Origin of the sequence: Methanosarcina barkeri str. Wiesmoor (assembly GCF_000969985.1) — an archaeon.
GTDB lineage: Archaea > Halobacteriota > Methanosarcinia > Methanosarcinales > Methanosarcinaceae > Methanosarcina > Methanosarcina barkeri_B.
The window spans coordinates 2250974-2270157 of record NZ_CP009526.1; the positions used below are offsets into that span (position 1 = coordinate 2250974).

Consider the following 19184-nt stretch of genomic DNA (forward strand, 5'->3'; position numbering starts at 1 on the left):
TTGTTTCATTTTACATGACTATTCCACAATACCAAAATGGAATTGGAACTTACTCAACGCTTACCTTTTTGCGCCGTCTGCTGTTGTATCGTGTATCGAACTTTCAACTGGTTTTGAATCTGCGAAATTACTTCAGGATACAACATATATGAGTGAATGTGCTTTTTACTTTCGATTAGGTAGAGGAGTGGGAATACGAATCTCAATTATATTACATTGTTGATCAGATAAATTACTTTGTTAAAAAGTTCTTTCTATTCTCTCAGAACGTCACGAACAATCAATCTACCAAGCATTATTTAATTTTAAGACCGGCTCTTAGTTTACTGACACACAACAAGAAAAAACCTCTATGATAATCGCATTTAGCGTTGCCAAAAAGAAAAAGTATTTGCGCATACGTTAAAACCCAAAAAGAACAATGAAAACTATACTTATTTCTTTAGTTCTGTAGCTTTATTGCTTGCCTGTAATGCTTCATCGTATCTGCTCAATCCATATAAGGCATTACCTTTGCCATTCCAGGCATCGGCATAATTAGGGTTTATCGCTATGGCTTTATCATATGCTTGTAATGCTTCATCGTATCTGCCCAATCTATATAAGGCATTACCTTTGCCATTCCAGGCATAGGCATAATTAGGGTTTATCGCTATGGCTTTATCATAAGCTTGTAATGCTTCATCGTATCTGCCCAATCCATATAAGGCATTACCTTTGCCATTCCAGGCATCGGCATAATTAGGGTTTATCGCTATGGCTTTATTGCTTGCTTGTAATGCTTCATCGTATTTGCCCAATCTATATAAGGCATTACCTTTGCTATTCCAGGCATCGACATAATTAGGATTTATCGCTATGGCTTTGTCATAAGCTTGTAATGCTTCATCGTACCTGCCTAAATGGTACAGAACATTACCTTTTATATTCCAAGCATAGTCATTATTAGGGTCTATATCTATGGATTTATTAATTACTTTTAATGCATCTTCATCTCTACCTAATTCCATTAGATCATTAACCTCATTATACGGGCTGTTAGCGTGGTAAATTGTATACAAGCCTACTAACAATACAGACAAAATTAATGTACTAGCAACAAATTTTACACTGATATATTTTTTTTTCTTCGGTTCACCATAAGCAGTGCATTCGTTTTTATTTGTGTCACTAGCTTTCATTGTCTCAATTTTATCCCAAGATATAAAATGTAGTATACCTCCTTCACATAAAGTGACTAAAAATTTATTTTGAAAATCTTTTAATTTACCCTGGAATTCCTCTGAATCAGTTTTTATTGTTAAATTTGGAAAATTGCATTGATAATGATTTATTATTGGATCTATAACGTTTTTAGGGAACTGTTTAATATTTTTAAATATATCACCTAAAATAATGAGGCTTAGAAAAATAACTAGAAGGAATAGAATTATAGTAAAAACCAGAGCAAATTTATCATTGGGTTTCCAATGAAAATCATGCGAAAAAGATGGATTCGTTATCATGATGTAGACGAATAAAGTTCCAAAGACATAAGGTCCTAATATTAATCCCACTGAAAGCCAATATGAAAAATAGGACAATATCTGTGAATTTCTTAGTTTACAAAAATCATTATCGATTTTAGTTAAAGGACACTTTGATTTAATAAAACAACAAAGTAGATACACTGTCAAATAAATTAAAACCGGCATGATTACTAATAAGAAAAGGGCATAACAATAGAGACCAATGTCACTAATGTTAGTTAAACTAATGTATTTTCTGAATAACTTGGAAATAATATCAAGTTTAGAGAATGTAAATATAAATAGTAAGGAGAACAACTCACCTAGAAACAAACCAAAAAGTAAAATGTGAACAAAATAAATATGACTAATTCTCTTAAACTGTTTTATTGTATCGACAACTGCTTCTACACTGGGGTAATTTATTTTTAAAAGGTTAAGATATCGATTTTTTTCTTTTAAATCTAAGTAGTGTAATTGAATTGCGCTTATAGTACTAGTAAAAATACTAGTAAAAATAGTAAGAATAATAGGAAAAACTAAATGTGATATAATTTCTTGACGATTTGTTGCTAATAAATCTACTAAGGGATTCATAATTTTCCACATCGTGTAAAGGTGGATATTATAGGAATTCTAAGCAGAACTTACACACTTGAAATACAAAATCAAGCAGAGTTGGCGTTGAAGAGGGTTCCATGTTTTGAACAGTTGACGATTTAATGCTATTGATTTCTCAAACGCATAAATTCTAATCTAATTAAACTCCCACACACACTCCCTTTATATCCGCTCCCCTTAATCATACTCTCATGACAATTCTTTAAAACTTATTCGAATTCGTTATTTTTGTTTGGAGAAGTCTGATTGGCATAAGGATGTATTTACATATATTAAATATTATATAAAATATCAAGAATAATAATTTCTTAATATGAACTCATCTCAAAACCAAGTTTATCCCTGCATCAATAAAAGTTAAGAGCTATTTTTCCAATGCTGTTTTAAAAGTATGCTTTATGGTTGTGGTGCAAAAAATCTGGCTTTGTTACAAAATCAATGCAACTTTTCACAATTAGGAAAATTAATCAATCTCGTCACGGAAAAATGGTACACAAAATTAAGAATCAAAGTATTGAGCTGCTGAAATATAATTTTTGCACCACAACCTTGTTGATTATCCATTGTAGGAACGATTTGAATTCTAAGACAGTCTCTGAAACAATGCCAAAATCTAGTGATGAACTTAAAATTAAAAATCATTAGATTTTGAAAATGGTCACAATTCTTTGAACGTTACTTATTAATTGATGCCGATAGATCTCGAATATCGAGTTTGATTGAAGACTAAATCTTCTTGGAACTTCAATGTTTCAATCAAAAAGTGCAAAAATCACTAGATTTTGAAACGGAGTCATCTTTTTGCCGTTTTTATATTTTCGAAGAGCTTTCCATCCTAGATTCGGCAGGTCGACATAAGAAATTTGAATATTTTTCTTGATATCGTTTTTGAGCATGTGATAAATACACATTAGATTTAAATCTGGTTAACGAGTGGCTCAATTCCCACGACACACATAAACACTGAATCATTTTTCCACTAAAGTTTAGTATGAGAGATTATATTTGGATCATATGTAAACCTCACAACTGCACACAACAAGGTATCATCATTTCAAAATCGCCATCATCAAAAATAATCGAAAATGAAATGTCGATCTGCCGAATCTAGGTTCCATGCGTCTTCGGTTAAGTGAGGAATCGTGACAAGTTATGTTAATTTCCTCAACATTTTCCAAATATTTTAGTAAATTATGAGCTGGAACCGAGTATCAATTTCATGTAAAGAGGCAAAAACTTAAGGCCGGCTTCTAACGCAAAATCGATAGCTTTCAGGCAAGAAAATTCCTTAACCGATGACCAATGAAAAACTTTCTAATTAATCATAAAATATACACTTTTTTAATAATTTATGTATATAATGAAATATGTAAATTCTAAGGAAGCTGTTAGAGAGAAATTATATAATATGGCTCTTCGCTATTTCATGTGGGTAACTCAAATTTTAGTTTTCCTAATTTTAGATAGATCATATTAATAAAATAATATATGTTTTTAAATCCTCTTGCATTTCTTTTTTGCAACTGTACGATACTGTTAATTCCCTCGAGAATTCCATTTGTTATTTTGGAATCAAAGTAGTTCATCCTACTTTCCGCAGTATTTTTTCACATATAATATTTTTCGTATTTTTCTCCCATCAATCTCAGCACTTTAATTGTTTCTTCATCCAGATTTAATACCTTCTTTATCCTCTTTCCCTCAATTTCGATCTCTAACTCTGTTATTCTCCTGAACTGAAAGAATACCCATTTCATTGTTGGAGTCTGTGTTTTCTTCTTTACTTGGTTTCTAATAGCTTCTTTTGTTTCCTCCAATCTTGTTCTCAGTTTCCATTCAGCTATTGAATACAATAACAAACACAGAACCATTACCATTGCAAGTGCTTCTATTCTGGACTCTTTTTTCAGGTACACCTCAGACACTCTGAAACTCTTATCTTTAAGGAACCTGAACCCTCTTTCAACTGTTCCCTGTTCTTTATAGTACTTTAGGAGTTGATCTGGAGTCAACTCCAGATCATTGGTTGCAAGAATGAACCTTCCTAACTTTGCTCTTTTTTCCTGTACTTTCTCCTGGTCGTGTTTTATCTCTGCTTCTATCAGGTAAAAAGTCTGTACATCTTCACCTTTCCTTGGTCTTCCTTTCTTGTTTTCAAGTCTGTGTGACTTAGTTTTTATTTCAAGTTTCTGGAATTCATACAGTTCATTCTCTTTCAACCATTGTTCAGCAGCCATTCTTGCGTCTGCTTCACAAGCAAACTCATGATTAGAAAGCTTTTTAAGAGACTTTTCTGCTGCTTCAAGCTCTTTGAGAATCTTTTTCATCAAATTTCTTCTCTTCCTTCTTTTTCATTTCCTCTGAACAGAATACAACCCATAACTGTTCTACTCCACCATAACAGGATTTTACAGCAGAACAAGAATAACGTTCATCAGAGCATGTTTCCAGAATTAAGTCTGTCATCAATAATTCCTTTGATTCATTGATGGTTGCAGGTACTCTCGAGATGAAAAAAGCGTTAGTTCCTATCTCTTTGACATTATCTTCAGTATAAAATGCACTGTCTGCAATATGGTAGACTCTCTGATCAAGATTCAGGTTCTGTGTTACTTCCTTTATGGTTTTGATGAGAACTTTCTTATCGGAACTGTTACCATCTAACGCTCTCACAAACAGAGGAATTCCTTTCTGATCAGTAACCATAGAAATAGAAAAACGAAGTAAATCGACTCTCTTATCTTTAGGATGACCATAAGTAATGTTGATAGTTTTGCCGTTATCATCGTTTTTATAGTCACCATAAACACTGAAATTTGTAGTATCTGAATGACAAAAACGAGGATTAATAGGAACGTGTTTCATGGCTTGCAGAATTATATGATTGAAGATTTCGGTTGCTCCATATTCCTGGATTTTGTCCAGAGTTCTGCCAAAAACGTCATCATTAAGGTGTTCTGGGAGAACACCTTCTCCCAGTAACCTTTCAGTGGGCAAGTTTTCAAAGAAAGCAGGAAATAGGTAAAGACGACGTTCAGTAAATCCTAAACCGTTAATGCACATTGCCTTAAGAACAGTAGAATGAGAAATGTTATGGCCACTTTTCTTAGGAAGAAGAGTGTCAATCAAATCTGAAATTTCAAGTTCGTCAAATACGCCAGCAATAAGACCATAATGACCAAGATGAGTTGTGGATTCAGAGCTGGGAGAGAGAGTCATCAAGGGGAAATTGGATGAGATTTTATAAAAAGTAAGTACATGATTTGAAAAATATCAAATCCAGAAAATTTACTGCGGAAAGTGCGGTTCATTATTCCTTCCCAATGCTTTTTAACAGTATTTGCTGCTTCAGTTATTGGAGTTAATCTGCTATGAGTTGCCCAAAAATACCACTTTTTGAGGTATTGAGTAGCTTCTTTTCGATTTTGAGAATTCCAAAACTCTTGAAGACTTGACTTTATATTATATGCTCTTACCGTCTTCAAGTTTTGATTTTTTAGACTAAGAAATCTTTCACTTTGCTCTTTACTCAAATTGTTTTCATTTTTAAGCCATAAATACTTACTATTTTTCAGTTCTTTTACCGTCAATTGTTCTTGTTTTCTAACTTCATCCACTGCTTCATTCATCATTTTTATTACATGGAACTTATCAAAAATGATTTTAGAATCTGGAAATTCATTCTTAATTCCGTTTATGAATGATGGAGACATATCGCAACTTATGGACCGAATCATGGTGGGGAACCCACCATGATTTATTAAATCTTCATTAAATTTGGTAAGAGTTGAGGAGCTTTTCCCTTCGCAAACATATAGAACCTTGGATTTTTCGATATCTGCTACAATGGTAACATATTTATGTCCTTTTTTGAATGAAGTCTCATCTATTCCCACTGTTGAAACTCTAGAAAAGTCTTCTTTTGCTCTTGATTTTTTAACATAATATATTATGACTCGCCAAATCTTAGTATCATGTTCATCAAGCATTTTAGCAACTTTCAAAATTGGCATGTTTTGTGCCAGTGTTAAAATTATGGCATCCATTAAGAGTGTAAACCCACTCTGTTTACGAGCCCAAGGAACTTCAATTTGATGAATTCCGCAATCATCACATTTGACTCTTGGGACTCTACAATGTAGGTAGGTTTTATATTCAAAAAAGTTGAGGTGACGCCATACTTTTTCAACAGTATCGTATACAGAACAGTTTTCAGCACTACATTTAGGACAAAGAAACTTAGAACCTTTCTGAAAATCTATCCAGATATCAAGTTGCTTTAATTCTACGTTAAAATCTATATTTTTAATGTACCAAGGCTCTTCAAGATTCAAAGCTTTCTCAAAAAGTTCTTTATAAATAGTGAATCAAACTCCCACAATTACATGAATAAAATAAATGATTACTAAATTATATTTTGATAACTTTATATTAAGTTACCCATACAAAACAGCGAAGAGCCATAAATATTTAGGAGGAAGCATGGACAAATCAATGGCTATTGGATTAATTATTTTTGTCCTTTTACTTTTTATTTTTTTAAATGCAGATAGCTGTTACAGCAGTTTGAACGGTGCGCACCGCTGCGCCAGTTTGGGGTCTACACATTGCTATTATACTAATGCCTTAATTACGACTTCCTGTGTTTTACCGCTCGCAAAGATCCTTAAAATTAAGGCTTTTTTGTTTTTACTGGCTTTAGATGAAAGTGACAGAAAAGATTTGAAGCTCATGCTGTTTTTAAAGAGAAAAGTGTACAGGAGGATCATGTACTCACCAGGTATTTAACTTCCGGAAGCCCATTATTTTAAAGGGGGTAACTGTGAAGGAGGTAACTGTGGGTTCTCGTTCCAAGCTTCTTGAAGGTGTTAAGCAGCACCTGTGTACCTGTGCTGCAGGACTTAAGCTCACGCCTGATATGGAAGCGTTCCTGGAAATGCCTATGAGAGAACTCTATGTTTCCCTGCCTGTCCACATGGATGACGGTTCTATAAAAGTTTTTAAAGGCTTCCGGGTGCAGTACAACGAAGCTCTGGGCCCCACAAAAGGAGGTGTGCGTTTTCATCCTGAAGATACTATGGAAACTACGAGAGCCCTTGCAGCCCTCATGACTTGGAAATGTGCTCTTCATAAGCTGCCTCTGGGAGGAGCAAAAGGCGGGGTTATTTGCAACCCCAAAGAACTTTCACATCGAGAAATCGAGCGCCTGAGCAGGGCCTACATACGTGGGATTTATCAGATAATAGGCCCTGATAGAGATATCCCTGCCCCTGACATTTATACAAATCCGCAGGTTATGGCCTGGATGATGGACGAATACTCAAAACTCGCAGGCAGGAATGTGTTCGGTTCCATTACAGGCAAGCCGACAAGCCTTGGAGGCTCGGCAGGCAGATACGATGCCACGGCAAGAGGCGGTTTATACACTATAAGGGAAGCTGCAGAAAGAATTGGAATAAGCCTGAAAGCTTCAAGGGTTGCAGTTCATGGTTTCGGAAACGTAGGATATCATGCCGCTTATCTTGCAAATAAACTATACGGCTGCAAGGTTGTTGCTGTAAGCGACAGCAAAGGTGCGATCTTTTCACCCTATGGACTTGACCCCGAAGACGTTTCAGGCCATAAGCACTCAACTGGTTCGGTGCTGGACTATCCCGAAGCAGAGAACCTGACTAACAAAGAGTTGCTTGAACTGGATGTTGAAATCCTGATTCCGGCTTCTCTTGAAAACATAATAACTGAAGAGAACGCGGGAAATATTAAAGCCAGGATTCTTGCCGAGATGGCTAACGGCCCAACGACAGTCGAAGGAGAAGCAATCCTGAATTCAAAAGGAATTCATATTATCCCAGATATTCTGTGCAATGGAGGCGGAGTCATTGTCTCATACTTTGAAATGGTACAGAACCAGTCAAGCACACAGTGGGAAGAAGAGGAAGTTCAAAATCGTCTGGAGAGAAAAATGAAAGAAGCATATTTTTCGGTGTATGATTTCGCCTCAAAAAACAATGTTGAAATGCGTCAGGCTGCATATACCCTTGCTGTCGGCAGAGTGGTTGAAGCTATGCAGCTCAGGGGCTAGATATGAAAAACAGGAAAAAGACCGGAACAAAAAATAATTTCTCAATGTAGAATACAAAATACAAAATACAAAATATTGGAACCAACTGAGGTTTATCGAAGCAGGGATGACTCAAATGTACAGATGCGGCAATTGCGGATACCTTTACAACCCTGATCGTGGGGATTCTTCACAATCCATAGCTCCGGATACGCCTTTTCAATGTCTCCCAAAATCATGGAAATGTCCGAGATGCGGAGCCCCCAAAGAGAAGTTTAAAAAAGTTTAACCTAAGACTTTCAAAAAAATAGTGCATAAACAGGTGCATGTTATGAATCCTCTGCGTTCATCCTGTTTCTTTCAAAGTTAAGAATTTTTCTGATGATTATTTTTTTAGGCCCTACCCAGAGCTCCTCATTTTCAGGGTAATTTTCCCTTACATACTCCGAAAGCTCAGTTATGCTCATATCTTCAAGTTTTCTACTGAGTAGATTGAGATCCTCCACAAAAACACCTTCCTTACAGGTTTAAGTTTTAGTCTGGATTTCATTACTGAATTTCTCGTTACTGGATTTTATATTATTCAAATGTTCTTTCCAAACATTTTTAACCTAAAGCTTTAACTTAAAGTTTTAACTTAAAGTTTTAACCTAAAGTTTTAACTTAAAGTTTTCTTCGAGTTTTTATTCAATATGAATACACAAACATTATCAGAACGCTTATTTCTGAACATTTTTATTTTAATGTTTTCCGAAAACAAAAACTCTATCGGACATTACCATGAACCTTCTCGATACTTGCAGGTTTGTAAATATCAGGTCTTTTATAAATATCCATAGTTAATTGTCTGGATCTAATAAATCTTTATCCAATACATATACAACTAATTTAGTACAAATTAGCAGAATATTAATATGTTAGAAAATTTAATGATAATCCCAAGATGATGCTTATAAATAGACCTGAAATTTGAACTCTGGCATAAACAACCTGTATGGTTTATAGGAAATCTATACTAAGGAATAAGCAGAGAATCAGGAACTGGTGGCTCTGATATAAATCATAACGACAGTATGGGTATGGAAAATGAAGAAAACTGGATGGCCGAATTTATATTAAATAGCCCTGGCCCTGTCCTGCGAATAGGAAAAAAAGGAACGGTTCTTTATGCAAATAAAACAGGAAAATCCTTACTTGAAGCTCTAAATAGTAGAATTGGAGAAAAAGCTCCTGATGAAATCCTTAAACCTGCCCGACGAGTAGTAATCCAAAAGATACCCGCACAGACCGAACTGAAAGTAGACGATAAAATTTATTCAATCATTTTTACCCCCTTACTCGCCTTCGAAGGTACGATTCTCTCTGCATTCGAGGTCACATCCCTTAAACAAGCCAAAGAGAAACTACTTTTTAGGCAAAAAAAGTATAAAGTGCTTTCCCAAATTTCCGAGTTATCTCTCAAGACCTCAGATTTTCAGGCTCTTCTTGATCAAACCCTGCCTCTGGTTGCAACTGCTGTTGGCGCAGAATACTGTAGCGTCCTGAAACTCTTGCCTGATGGAGATTTTATATTTGAGACCGGAGTCGGCTGGAAGCCAGAGAATATAGGCAGGATCATAAAAAAAGATTCAGCTTCAAGAGCAGGCTACACTGTGCTTTCAAGCCGGACGATTATGTTAGAAAAGCTGGATAAGAATAACTCCATCAGGACAATGGGCCTCGAAGAAAACCAGGATATTATTAGTGGAATCAGTGTGCTCATGGGAACTGTTGAAAAACCCTATGGAGTTCTTATGGCTCACAGCACGAAAAAGGAAAAATTTTTCGAGGAAAATGCCTGTTTCCTGAGTGCAACTGCAGTAATTTTTTCATTTGTGATTCAAAGAAAAAAAGTGGAAGCTGCACTCCAGGACAAAGTGTATTTCCTGGAAACGCTGCTGGATACAATTCCGGCCCTCGTGTTTTATAAGGATAGAAAAGGTATTTATCAGGGATGTAACGAGCTCTTTGCAAAAATGATTCTCGGAAGTTCAAAAGAAAGAATAGCCGGACACTCTATATACGACCTTTTTAAAGCAAGTTCTCCAGAACTCGAGGATATTCCAGAACTCGAGGATGCTTATGAAAGAATGGACAAGCAGCTGTTCCAGAAGGGAGGAAGCCATGCTTACGAGGCCAAAGTGGTGTGCTCTGATGGACTCAGAAGGGACTTCATTTTCAATAAGGCTATATACAAAAGTTTCTGCGGGACTGTAGAAGGACTTATAGGAGTAATGCTTGACATTACGGGACGCAAAAAAACAGAAGAAAAGCTGCAAAAAAGTGAGGAGAGATACCGCATTATTGCGGAACAGACAGGACAACTGATATATGATATTGACCTGAAAAATGGTCTTGTTGAGTGGGCGGGAGCAGTTAATGAACTCACAGGTTACAGCAATAAAGAAATTGAGAATCTTGATTTTTACGATTGGCTCGAGCATATTCATTCGGAAGATTACAGAAGAGTGCAGCAGACATTGAAAAATTGCTGGAACACAGGAGAAAAATTCAATGAAGAATTCAGGTTCAAGCGAAAGGACGGAAGCTATATTTTTGTAAAAAATAAAGGAGTATATTTGCGAGATGACGAAGACTTTATATGCCGGGCTCTAGGGGTAATGGAAGACGTTACCGAGATCAAACAGTCTTCAGAAAAACTGAGAGAAAGCGAAGAACTCTACAGGTCATTTTTGCAGAATTTCAAAGGAATTTCATTTAAGCTGGGTCCCGATTTTACCCCACTTTTAATGCAGGGAGCTGTGGAGGAAATAACAGGGTACATAGAAGATGACCTCACTTCCGGCCGAATAAAACTGATTGGTCTCATTAATCCTGAAGATATGAAAATGCTCGAGAAAAGTATGGAAAAAATGAATTCATCACCGAACTCTATCAGGGAGTATGATTACAGGCTCAAGAGGAAAGACGGAAGTGTAAGATGGATCCACGAGCTAATCCACAATGTTTGTAATGCTTCGGGAGAAACCATGTTTATTCAGGGGTATGCTTATGACATTACCCAGAGGAAAAAAGCTGAGGAGACTCTTGAGAAAGCCGAGAAAATTGGCATGAGAGAGACCCATCATCGGATTAAAAATAACCTTCAAATAGTTTCTTCCATGCTCAGCCTTCAGGCTGACAAGTTCAAAGACAAGGAGGTTATTGAGGCCTTCAGGGAGAGTGAAAACCGTGTGATTTCCATGTCCATTATTCATGAAGAACTTTATAAGTCAGAGGATGTGGCAAGTATTGATTTTGCAGCATACCTCCGAAAACTGACTGCGGACATTCTGCACTCTTACAGGATCGGAAATGAGAAGGTCAAGCTTATCCTTGAGGTGGACAGTACACTTTTTGGAGTTGACACTGCCATTCCACTGGGAATTATAATTAATGAACTTTTCTCAAACTCTCTTAAGTATGCGTTTCCAAAAGATGTAGAAGGAAAGATCAGGATTTCCCTCTCCCGAAATGATGTTGAATGTCAAAAAACAGGAGAAGCAACAGAAACTAATTTTCCAGAGTTGCCTTCCAGTTTTACTCTTGTCTACTCGGACAACGGGGGCTATTTTCCAGAAAAAGTGGATTTCAAAAATTCGAAAACCCTGGGTTTGCAACTTGTAAATGCTCTCGTTGAACAGATTAATGGAACAATTGAGCTTGAAAGAGGGAATGAAACAAAATACACTATCAGATTTGAAGATAAATGATAATCCTCAAAAAATGGAAACAATTTCTTGCATTTTATAATTCAATTAATTTTGCTGTCAAAACTGAGATTCATTGGTTTTCTTATTCCCTCTTCTTAATTGAGTTTTCCTGGTTAGTTTTCTTTTCATTTATCTTGGTAGTAGAAGATTGTATCCTTGAAATTAAGCCGCTTGATGTCATTGTAGTTTCTGATCATATTTAATAGAGTCAGCAGTACATTTGAGATGCCATCTCTGGCTCAACTAATCAGAGAAAAAAGTTCAATGAATGGAAATTCCTCGATTTCCACTCAATTTGAAGAGGATACATTTTTGCTAATTTTTTCTTATACTATTTTTTATATTTGTTATCTTAATACTTCTGTTCAATACTATATCTTGCTAATTTTATAATTTTTATTTATCTTAATATATACATTATAGTTTATATTCAACGTTAACAAAATCCGAAAGTTTTATGTATTATTTTTAAAATTATTAGTAACACTAAAAAAATACTATATATATATTTTGTATTACTCATTAAATAACATTTTCTGTCAAGTGCTATTTTTATGGCCAGATTATGAAGACATTAATTCAATAAATTTGGAGAAAAAAAGCATGATAAAATCAGGTATAAAAAATCTAAGGAGAATAAGTACAAAATCTATTTATCTTGTTTTCCTGACAGCCCTTGTTTTGTCTCTTGGAGCTGTTCCAGGAATGGCAGCTGAAGGTTGTCACTATAACTCGAATTTAATGGGTCAGGTCTTTGCTGCAGCCGAAGCAGACCTCGGAGTTGTTGGACCACAAAACACACTCATTATTACAGATATAGGCTCTCCTGCAGAGTCTTATGTTTTCCTGGATGATTTCTACTCAGAGTTTGATAACAGGAATCTTCTATACACAAAAAATCTCCTCACTGTCGAGAATTCACGGAATAGTCCTCTATGGTTTGCATTTTTCAATAAATGCGATGGAAACTGTACCTATGTCGAGGTCTCTTATGAAAACGAAAGTAACATTAGCTACAAGGTAACTGAAAACATAAACTTTGATAAGCTTTCGAAAACCAATGAATCGAGAGATGCATGGAGTGAAAAGGTAAACAATTTGGTATTTAATGGGCACGAGTTTGCTATTCTTACAATAGCTAATGCTTGGGCTACCGGAAATCTTGACTATGAGCTTATGCAGTGCCTGGAACTACACAATCATTTCTGTCCAGGAGTTTCCAGCGGTTACGTGCTTGCAAACTGGATGGAAGAAAACTATCCTCTTAAGGACGGAGTGAGTTACACGGTTTTCTCCTGCCCTAACTGGTGCAAAGAAGATGTTTTCGTAAAGCGCTGGGATGTGACTCCGGGAACAGGAGGTATCTGGGTCTCGGCATTAACGGATAACGAAACCGAAGCTCTTGGAGGTTCTCCTGCAGGTATTTTCGTGGTGAAGGATAAAAATGCCGGAACTATGAAAGCAGTAGTCCTCGGGTTTAACTTTGACGTTGTCAATGCGAACTGTGGTGCAAAAGACACTGATCCAGGATGGGTCTCGAAATATTTAGCTGATCTCTGGCTTATGGATCAGAAAAACTGGGACACAGAAGGACTTGTTTCAGTAATTTCAGTAATGGATATCGATGCCGATACCCTGAGCGAAATGAAGCTGGCAGACAATAATCCTTATGTGGTTCTCGGGCTGCTTAATTCCACAGAGAGTACTCAGTCCTCGGCAGCTGAAGGTCGTCACCGTAACTCGAATTTAATGGGTCAGGTCTTTGCTGCAGCCGAAGCAGACCTCGGAGTTGTTGGACCACAAAACACACTCATTATTACAGATATAGGCTCCCCTGCAGAGTCCTATGTTTTCCTGGATGATTTCTACTCAGAGTTTGATAACAGGAATCTTCTATACACAAAAAATCTCCTCACTGTCGAGAATTCACGGAATAGTCCTCTATGGTTTTCATTTTTCAATAAATGCGATGGAAATTGTACCTATGTCGAGGTCTCTTATGAAAACGAAAGTAACATTAGCTACAAGGTAACTGAAAACATAAACTTTGATAAGCTTTCGAAAACCAATGAATCGAGAGATGCATGGAGTGAAAAGGTAAACAATTCGGTATTTAATGGGCACGAGTTTGCTATTCTTACAATAGCTAATGCTTGGGCTACCGGAAATCTCGACTATGAGCTTATGCAGTGCCTGGGACTGCACAATCATTTCTGTCCAGGAGTTTCCAGCGGTTACGCGCTTGCAAACTGGATGGAAGAAAACTATCCGCTTAAGGACGGAGTGAGTTACACGGTTTTCTCCTGCCCTAACTGGTGCAAAGAAGATGTTTTCGTAAAGCGCTGGGATGTGACTCCGGGAACAGGAGGTATCTGGGTCTCGGCATTAACGGATAACGAAACCGAAGCTCTTGGAGGTTCTCCTGCAGGTATTTTCGTGGTGAAGGATAAAAATGCCGGAACTATGAAAGCAGTAGTCCTCGGGTTTAACTTTGACGTTGTCAATGCGAACTGTGGTGCAAAAGACACTGATCCAGGATGGGTCTCGAAATATTTAGCTGATCTCTGGCTTATGGATCAGAAAAATTGGGACACAGAAGGACTTATCTCAGTGATTTCAGTAATGGATATCGATGCCGATACCCTGAACGAAATGAAGCTGGCAGATAATAATCCTTATGTAGTTCTCGGGCTGCTTAATTCGACAGAGACTAATTAATCCCTTGAAAAATTAAGCTAGTAGAACAGGTAATAAACTAAATGATTTAAACCCTCACAAAAAATTTAAGTAGATGTGTTTGAGGATTCTAGTAATCCTCATATCTTCCTCCTTCTCTTCCTTTTTTATTTTTTGTTGTTCTGACATTTTTCCTGAAATCCGTCTACTTTCTTTCTGGCATGTTCTGATCTTTTGGTTTTTGACTGTTACATGCATTTAGTTATAGGGTAGGGTTATAGAATTCTTTATTACCTAAACGTACATGAAATTCTTCTAATTACAGGCACAAAGAAATGAAAGTACTTGAAAGAACTTTCATGCTAACTTTCATGCCAAACAGAATTCTTATTAATAACACGGAATTCTTCATTATCAGCCTATATTCGGCAGATCGACATAAGGGATTTAACTGTTTATATTGATATCGTTTTTGAACATTTACTAAATTTGCATTAAATATAAAACTGGTTAACGTGTAGCTTAACTCCCATGATATATAAACACCGAATCATTTTCCATTAAAGTTCAGTATGAGAGATTATGTTTGGATCATATGTAAACCTCACAACTGCACACAATAAGGGACCATCATTTTAAAATCACCATCAACAAAAATTATCGAAAATGAAATGTCGACCTGCCGAATATAGGATGGGTTAATAACATTTATTGAAAAGTTCAGATATGAGAACAGCAGGCAAACTGTGTTCAGTTATGATGACCTAAAACATTTTGTAGAGCCACAAATAGTCAAATCTAAGCTACAAAAAATCAAACAAACAACATCCAGTATGAAAGTAACAAAGATAGTATAGATATCTTTTTAAGCGATTTTTAAAGAAAATGTATAGATTTTGATATAAAATCTACGTAACTTATTCAAAAGCAATCTTTTTTGTATATTACGTTCTTTTTTCAATTCAGAATGTTTTTGTCATATAAGCTCAGAAATAATATTCCTGTGTATCAAACTTTTTTTAAAAAAAAGTTTGATCAAAAATTCTCTCAAAAACAGCGCGATGTGAGTTGAACCAGATAATACAGGCTTCTGCTAAGAACTCATCTGAAACTTGATGTTATTTGGAGTTTGATATTTCTGGTACTTCAGGTTTTAGAATTGTCTGGTACCTCAGGTTTTAGAATTGATATAACTGATATTTTATATGACATAAGGAAAAAAGATATTAAAAATATATACAGCGAGGATAGGCGAATTGTGAATGCTAATAGGAATTGATGTCGGAGGCACTACCACGGATGCAGTGCTTATCCAGAATGGAGAAGTGTACAGTACTGCCAAGGTTTCCACTGAACACGGAAATCTACTAAATTCACTGCTTGAGGCCCTTGATGCTGTCAGCAAAGATGTCCCTCCTGAGCAGCTGGAAAGAGTAGTGTTCAGTACAACCGTGATAACAAATCTCATTGCCGAAGGCAAAACTGACCGTGTAGCCCTGGTATTAATTCCAGGACCCGGGGTTAACCCGGCAAGCTATACCTTTCCTGACAGCTTTTATCTAAAAGGGGCTATGGATTACAGGGGAAGGGAAATCGATCCCCTCGATGAGGCTGAGATCAGGAGAACTGTAGGTTCGGTCCAGGAGTCTGGATTTTCAAGAGCAGCCATTATAAGTAAGTTCGGGCAGAGGAACCCTTCCCATGAACTTAGGATAGAGGAGATTTTCAGGGAGATCTATCCTGACTGTAAACTGGAACTTGGGCATAAGGTTTCGGGAAAACTGAACTTCCCAAGAAGAATAGCAACTGCAATGCTTGCTTCTGCCACCAGGGAGCGCTATCAGGAGTTCGTTGAGAAAATCAAGAGAGCCCTTGAGGAGAGAAACATCAGGGCTCCTGTGTATATCCTGAAAGCCGATGGAGGAACTCTACCAGTTGATAAATCGATAGAGTTCCCTGTGGAAACTATCTTTTCGGGTCCTGCTGCCAGCACAATTGGAGCTCTTGCCCTTACACCTGAAGGGCAGACCTCAGTGGTAGTAGATATAGGAGGGACTACCACAGACCTTGCGTTAATTCTGTCAGGCAAGCCTCTTTTTGCTTCCAAAGGCGCAAAACTCGGAGATTTCCTTACACATGTCAGAGCTTTTGCAGTCCGCTCGATAGCTGTAGGAGGAGACAGTGTTGTAAGGGTTAAAGACCTGAACTCCGGCACAAAACAGATAACAATCGGCCCTGATAGATCCGGCCCGGCTTATTGCATGGGAGGAAAAGAAACTACTCCCACAGATGCCCTGAAGTTCCTCGGGCTTATTGAGGTAGGAAATCCCGAACGTGCAAGCGAGGCGATCAAAGCTACAGCTTCTAAGCTTGGAAAATCAGAAACTGAAACTGCATCTCTGATTGTAGATAGAGTTGCACAGATGATTGCTGATGCGGTAAATGAGATGTTTTTTGAATGGGAACAGGAGCCTGCCTATCGGGTATGGGAGGTCCTGCAAGAGAAAAAGGCAAGGCCTGAAAATGTAGTTGGAATCGGAGGGGGTGCGAAGGGGCTTATTGCAGAGATTGCGAAAAAACTTAATGCAAGCCCTGTTATTCCCGAACACGCCGAGGTAGGAAATGCCATAGGGGCAGCCGTTGCAAGGCCCACGATTACTCTGAACCTGCACATTGATACTGAACAGAAAGTTTACTCTGTTGCCGAGGAAGGGGAGATTGTCAGTCTAAACACAACAAAGTTCAGGAACTTGAATAAAATCAGCCTCGATGAAGCTGAAACCCTGGCAGCAGAACTCTTGAGAGGACGTGCGGAAGACTTCGGAATTTCCGAGTATGCAGATGAAGCCGAGATTGTTAATAGTGATGTCTTCAATGTCGTCAATGGTTGGTATACTACAGGGCGGCTTTTTGACGTAAACATGCAGATTCCTGCAGGCCTGATTCCTGAATGGAAAAGGAGGGAAAAAGCATGAAACTGGGGCTTGGAAGACTCAAGGATGCGCTGAAGAATGGCTCAGGAACAGCTTCAGTAGATGGGGAAAAAGAGCAGGCAGAAAATAAAGATAAAGCCGAGAAAGAAGAGATGCAGACGATAAAAAGTAAAGAAAACATGCCTGAAATATCCGAGGAAAAGGAGGGAAATACAATGGAACTGAAAAAAACCGGGATGGAAGTGAAAAAAGGACTATTATCCCCGGCAGACCGCACTGGGGCCGAGAAGACAGGCCTTATTTTCTTCCCCGCCTTTGACTGGGCTATTTCACCAACTCACCCCGAAAGAGAAGAGCGCCTTCTTTATACGAGAGATCAGATCTTTGAAGAAGGTCTGATGGATTTGCCAGAAATAGCCGAATATAAACCTCGCCTTGCAGAGTACAGGGATATTGCCAGGGTTCACTTCTGTGTGCCTGACATAAAAGCCCAGGCTACAACCCCTCACCTGATTGCAGCAGGCAGTTGCCTGGTGCTTGGGGATGCCCTGATGAAGGCAGAGGTCAAAAATGCTTTTTCGCTTATCCGTCCGCCTGGACATCATGCAATGACAGTCTCACATGGGAACCGGGGATTTTGTAATATCAATAACGAAGCTATCCTTGTCGAGTATCTAAGAAAAACATACGGGATACGCAAGATTGCGATTGTGGATACCGATGTGCATCATGGGGATGGGACTCAGGATATTTTCTATAATGATCCTGATGTGCTTTTTATTTCCTTCCACCAGGACGGGAGAACTCTTTTCCCTGGCTCGGGCTTTATGAGTGAACTGGGAGGCCCAAAAGCCCTTGGAAGGACGATCAATATTCCTCTGCCGCCAGGGACCCCTGATGAAGGAATACTTTACGTGCTCGATTCACTTGTGCTTCCAATTCTTGAGGATTTCAAACCTGAGCTTGTCCTGAATTCTGCGGGACAGGATAACCACTACACTGACCCTCTCGCAAATATGCGCTTTTCCACACAGGGTTATGCAAAATTGAATGAAAAACTTGCTCCTGATATGGCCGTGCTTGAAGGAGGTTACGCAATCCAGAGTGCACTGCCTTATGTGAATACAGGTATAATCCTTGCAATGGCAGGGCTTGATTATTCCTGTGTAAGGGAACCTGACTTCAAGCCAGGCATGTTTGTCCAGGCTTCAAGGGATAGAAAAACCCTGGAAGAAATAGTTGCAACCCAGCTTGAAAACTGGAAAAACAGGGACAGACTCGTAGAGGCTGAAGTGGCAAAACACGGAGACTTTTACCGCCGAAAAAAACAGATCTTTTACGATACGGATATGATTCAGGAGTTCCAGGAAGAAACCATCCGTATGTGCCCTGACTGCCTGGGCTACAAAACCATTGACTCCCATGCTCATGGGGGCGCAGGCAATCCCAGGATCTTCGGGGTTTCGATTCCGATCTACGCCTGTGAGAAGTGCCAGGCTGAAGCCAGGGAAGAGTACAGGAAAAGGCTAATTCATCCGGAATATGATTACGTTTACCTGCAGGATAAAAAACAGGATGAATACAGAGCGTATAATACAAGAACAAAGAAGGAAAAAGTTTATTAAGGCCGGGA

General features: G+C 38.0%; 9 protein-coding genes and 3 pseudogenes. 7 read left to right on the top strand and 5 right to left on the bottom strand.

Going from position 1 to position 19184, the window contains the following annotated elements; translation table 11 throughout:
* Positions 1 to 434: 434 nt before the first annotated feature.
* The 4 genes and pseudogenes from MSBRW_RS20250 to MSBRW_RS09535 all read right to left on the bottom strand — a co-directional run.
* Complete coding sequence (locus MSBRW_RS20250) at positions 435 to 2105, bottom strand: tetratricopeptide repeat protein (RefSeq protein ID WP_052305911.1); 1671 nt, start codon at positions 2103 to 2105, stop codon at positions 435 to 437.
* Between the two features lie 1448 nt (positions 2106 to 3553).
* A pseudogene (locus MSBRW_RS21095) lies at positions 3554 to 3718 on the bottom strand (transposase); the annotation flags it as partial.
* An 18-nt stretch (positions 3719 to 3736) separates the two neighbouring features.
* A pseudogene (locus tag MSBRW_RS09530) lies at positions 3737 to 5348 on the bottom strand (IS1634-like element ISMba11 family transposase).
* A gap of 86 nt (positions 5349 to 5434) precedes the next feature.
* Positions 5435 to 6490, bottom strand: a pseudogene (locus tag MSBRW_RS09535) (ISL3 family transposase); the annotation flags it as partial.
* Between the two features lie 121 nt (positions 6491 to 6611).
* On the opposite strand from MSBRW_RS09535, the gene MSBRW_RS09540 reads away from it, so the two are divergent.
* The 3 genes from MSBRW_RS09540 to MSBRW_RS21100 all read left to right on the top strand — a co-directional run bounded on the left by MSBRW_RS09540 (position 6612) and on the right by MSBRW_RS21100 (position 8479).
* Positions 6612 to 6917: a hypothetical protein gene (locus MSBRW_RS09540; RefSeq protein ID WP_048102942.1), complete on the top strand. Its 306-nt coding sequence runs from the start codon at positions 6612 to 6614 to the stop codon at positions 6915 to 6917.
* A 34-nt stretch (positions 6918 to 6951) separates the two neighbouring features.
* Positions 6952 to 8211, top strand: a complete 1260-nt coding sequence (locus tag MSBRW_RS09545) for a Glu/Leu/Phe/Val family dehydrogenase (protein ID WP_011307874.1) — start codon at positions 6952 to 6954, stop codon at positions 8209 to 8211.
* A 106-nt stretch (positions 8212 to 8317) separates the two neighbouring features.
* Positions 8318 to 8479, top strand: coding sequence for a rubredoxin (locus MSBRW_RS21100; protein WP_011307873.1), 162 nt, complete (start codon positions 8318 to 8320; stop codon positions 8477 to 8479).
* Positions 8480 to 8519: 40 nt separating this feature from the next.
* Here the strand turns inward: MSBRW_RS21100 and MSBRW_RS22945 are convergent, their stop codons facing one another.
* Positions 8520 to 8696: a hypothetical protein gene (locus MSBRW_RS22945; RefSeq protein ID WP_011307872.1), complete on the bottom strand. Its 177-nt coding sequence runs from the start codon at positions 8694 to 8696 to the stop codon at positions 8520 to 8522.
* 573 nt (positions 8697 to 9269) lie between these two features.
* Here MSBRW_RS22945 and MSBRW_RS09550 point away from each other — a divergent pair.
* The 4 genes from MSBRW_RS09550 (at position 9270) to MSBRW_RS09570 (ending at position 19176) form a co-directional block, all read left to right on the top strand.
* Positions 9270 to 11942 (top strand): PAS domain S-box protein, encoded by a 2673-nt coding sequence (locus MSBRW_RS09550; protein ID WP_230670063.1) that lies wholly within the window; start codon positions 9270 to 9272, stop codon positions 11940 to 11942.
* Positions 11943 to 12545: 603 nt separating this feature from the next.
* The gene (locus tag MSBRW_RS09560; protein WP_011307870.1) at positions 12546 to 14660 is read left to right on the top strand and encodes an FmdE family protein; all 2115 of its coding nucleotides are present in this window, start codon (positions 12546 to 12548) and stop codon (positions 14658 to 14660) included.
* A gap of 1220 nt (positions 14661 to 15880) precedes the next feature.
* A complete protein-coding gene (locus MSBRW_RS09565) occupies positions 15881 to 17593 on the top strand; it encodes a hydantoinase/oxoprolinase family protein (RefSeq protein WP_011307869.1) in 1713 nt (570 codons plus the stop codon).
* On the top strand, positions 17590 to 19176 hold the full coding sequence (locus MSBRW_RS09570; RefSeq protein WP_011307868.1) for a histone deacetylase family protein: 1587 nt from the start codon (positions 17590 to 17592) through the stop codon (positions 19174 to 19176). Before MSBRW_RS09565 ends, MSBRW_RS09570 begins: the two co-directional genes overlap by 4 nt.
* Positions 19177 to 19184 lie beyond the last annotated feature (8 nt).

Coding starts and splice junctions, on each gene's coding strand:
- MSBRW_RS20250 (WP_052305911.1), bottom strand. CDS start 2,105: ATGAATCCCTTAGTAGATTTATTAGCAACAAATCGTCAAGAAATTATA.
- MSBRW_RS09540 (WP_048102942.1), top strand. CDS start 6,612: ATGGACAAATCAATGGCTATTGGATTAATTATTTTTGTCCTTTTACTT.
- MSBRW_RS21100 (WP_011307873.1), top strand. CDS start 8,318: ATGACTCAAATGTACAGATGCGGCAATTGCGGATACCTTTACAACCCT.
- MSBRW_RS09550 (WP_230670063.1), top strand. CDS start 9,270: ATGGAAAATGAAGAAAACTGGATGGCCGAATTTATATTAAATAGCCCT.
- MSBRW_RS09560 (WP_011307870.1), top strand. CDS start 12,546: ATGATAAAATCAGGTATAAAAAATCTAAGGAGAATAAGTACAAAATCT.
- MSBRW_RS09565 (WP_011307869.1), top strand. CDS start 15,881: ATGCTAATAGGAATTGATGTCGGAGGCACTACCACGGATGCAGTGCTT.
- MSBRW_RS09570 (WP_011307868.1), top strand. CDS start 17,590: ATGAAACTGGGGCTTGGAAGACTCAAGGATGCGCTGAAGAATGGCTCA.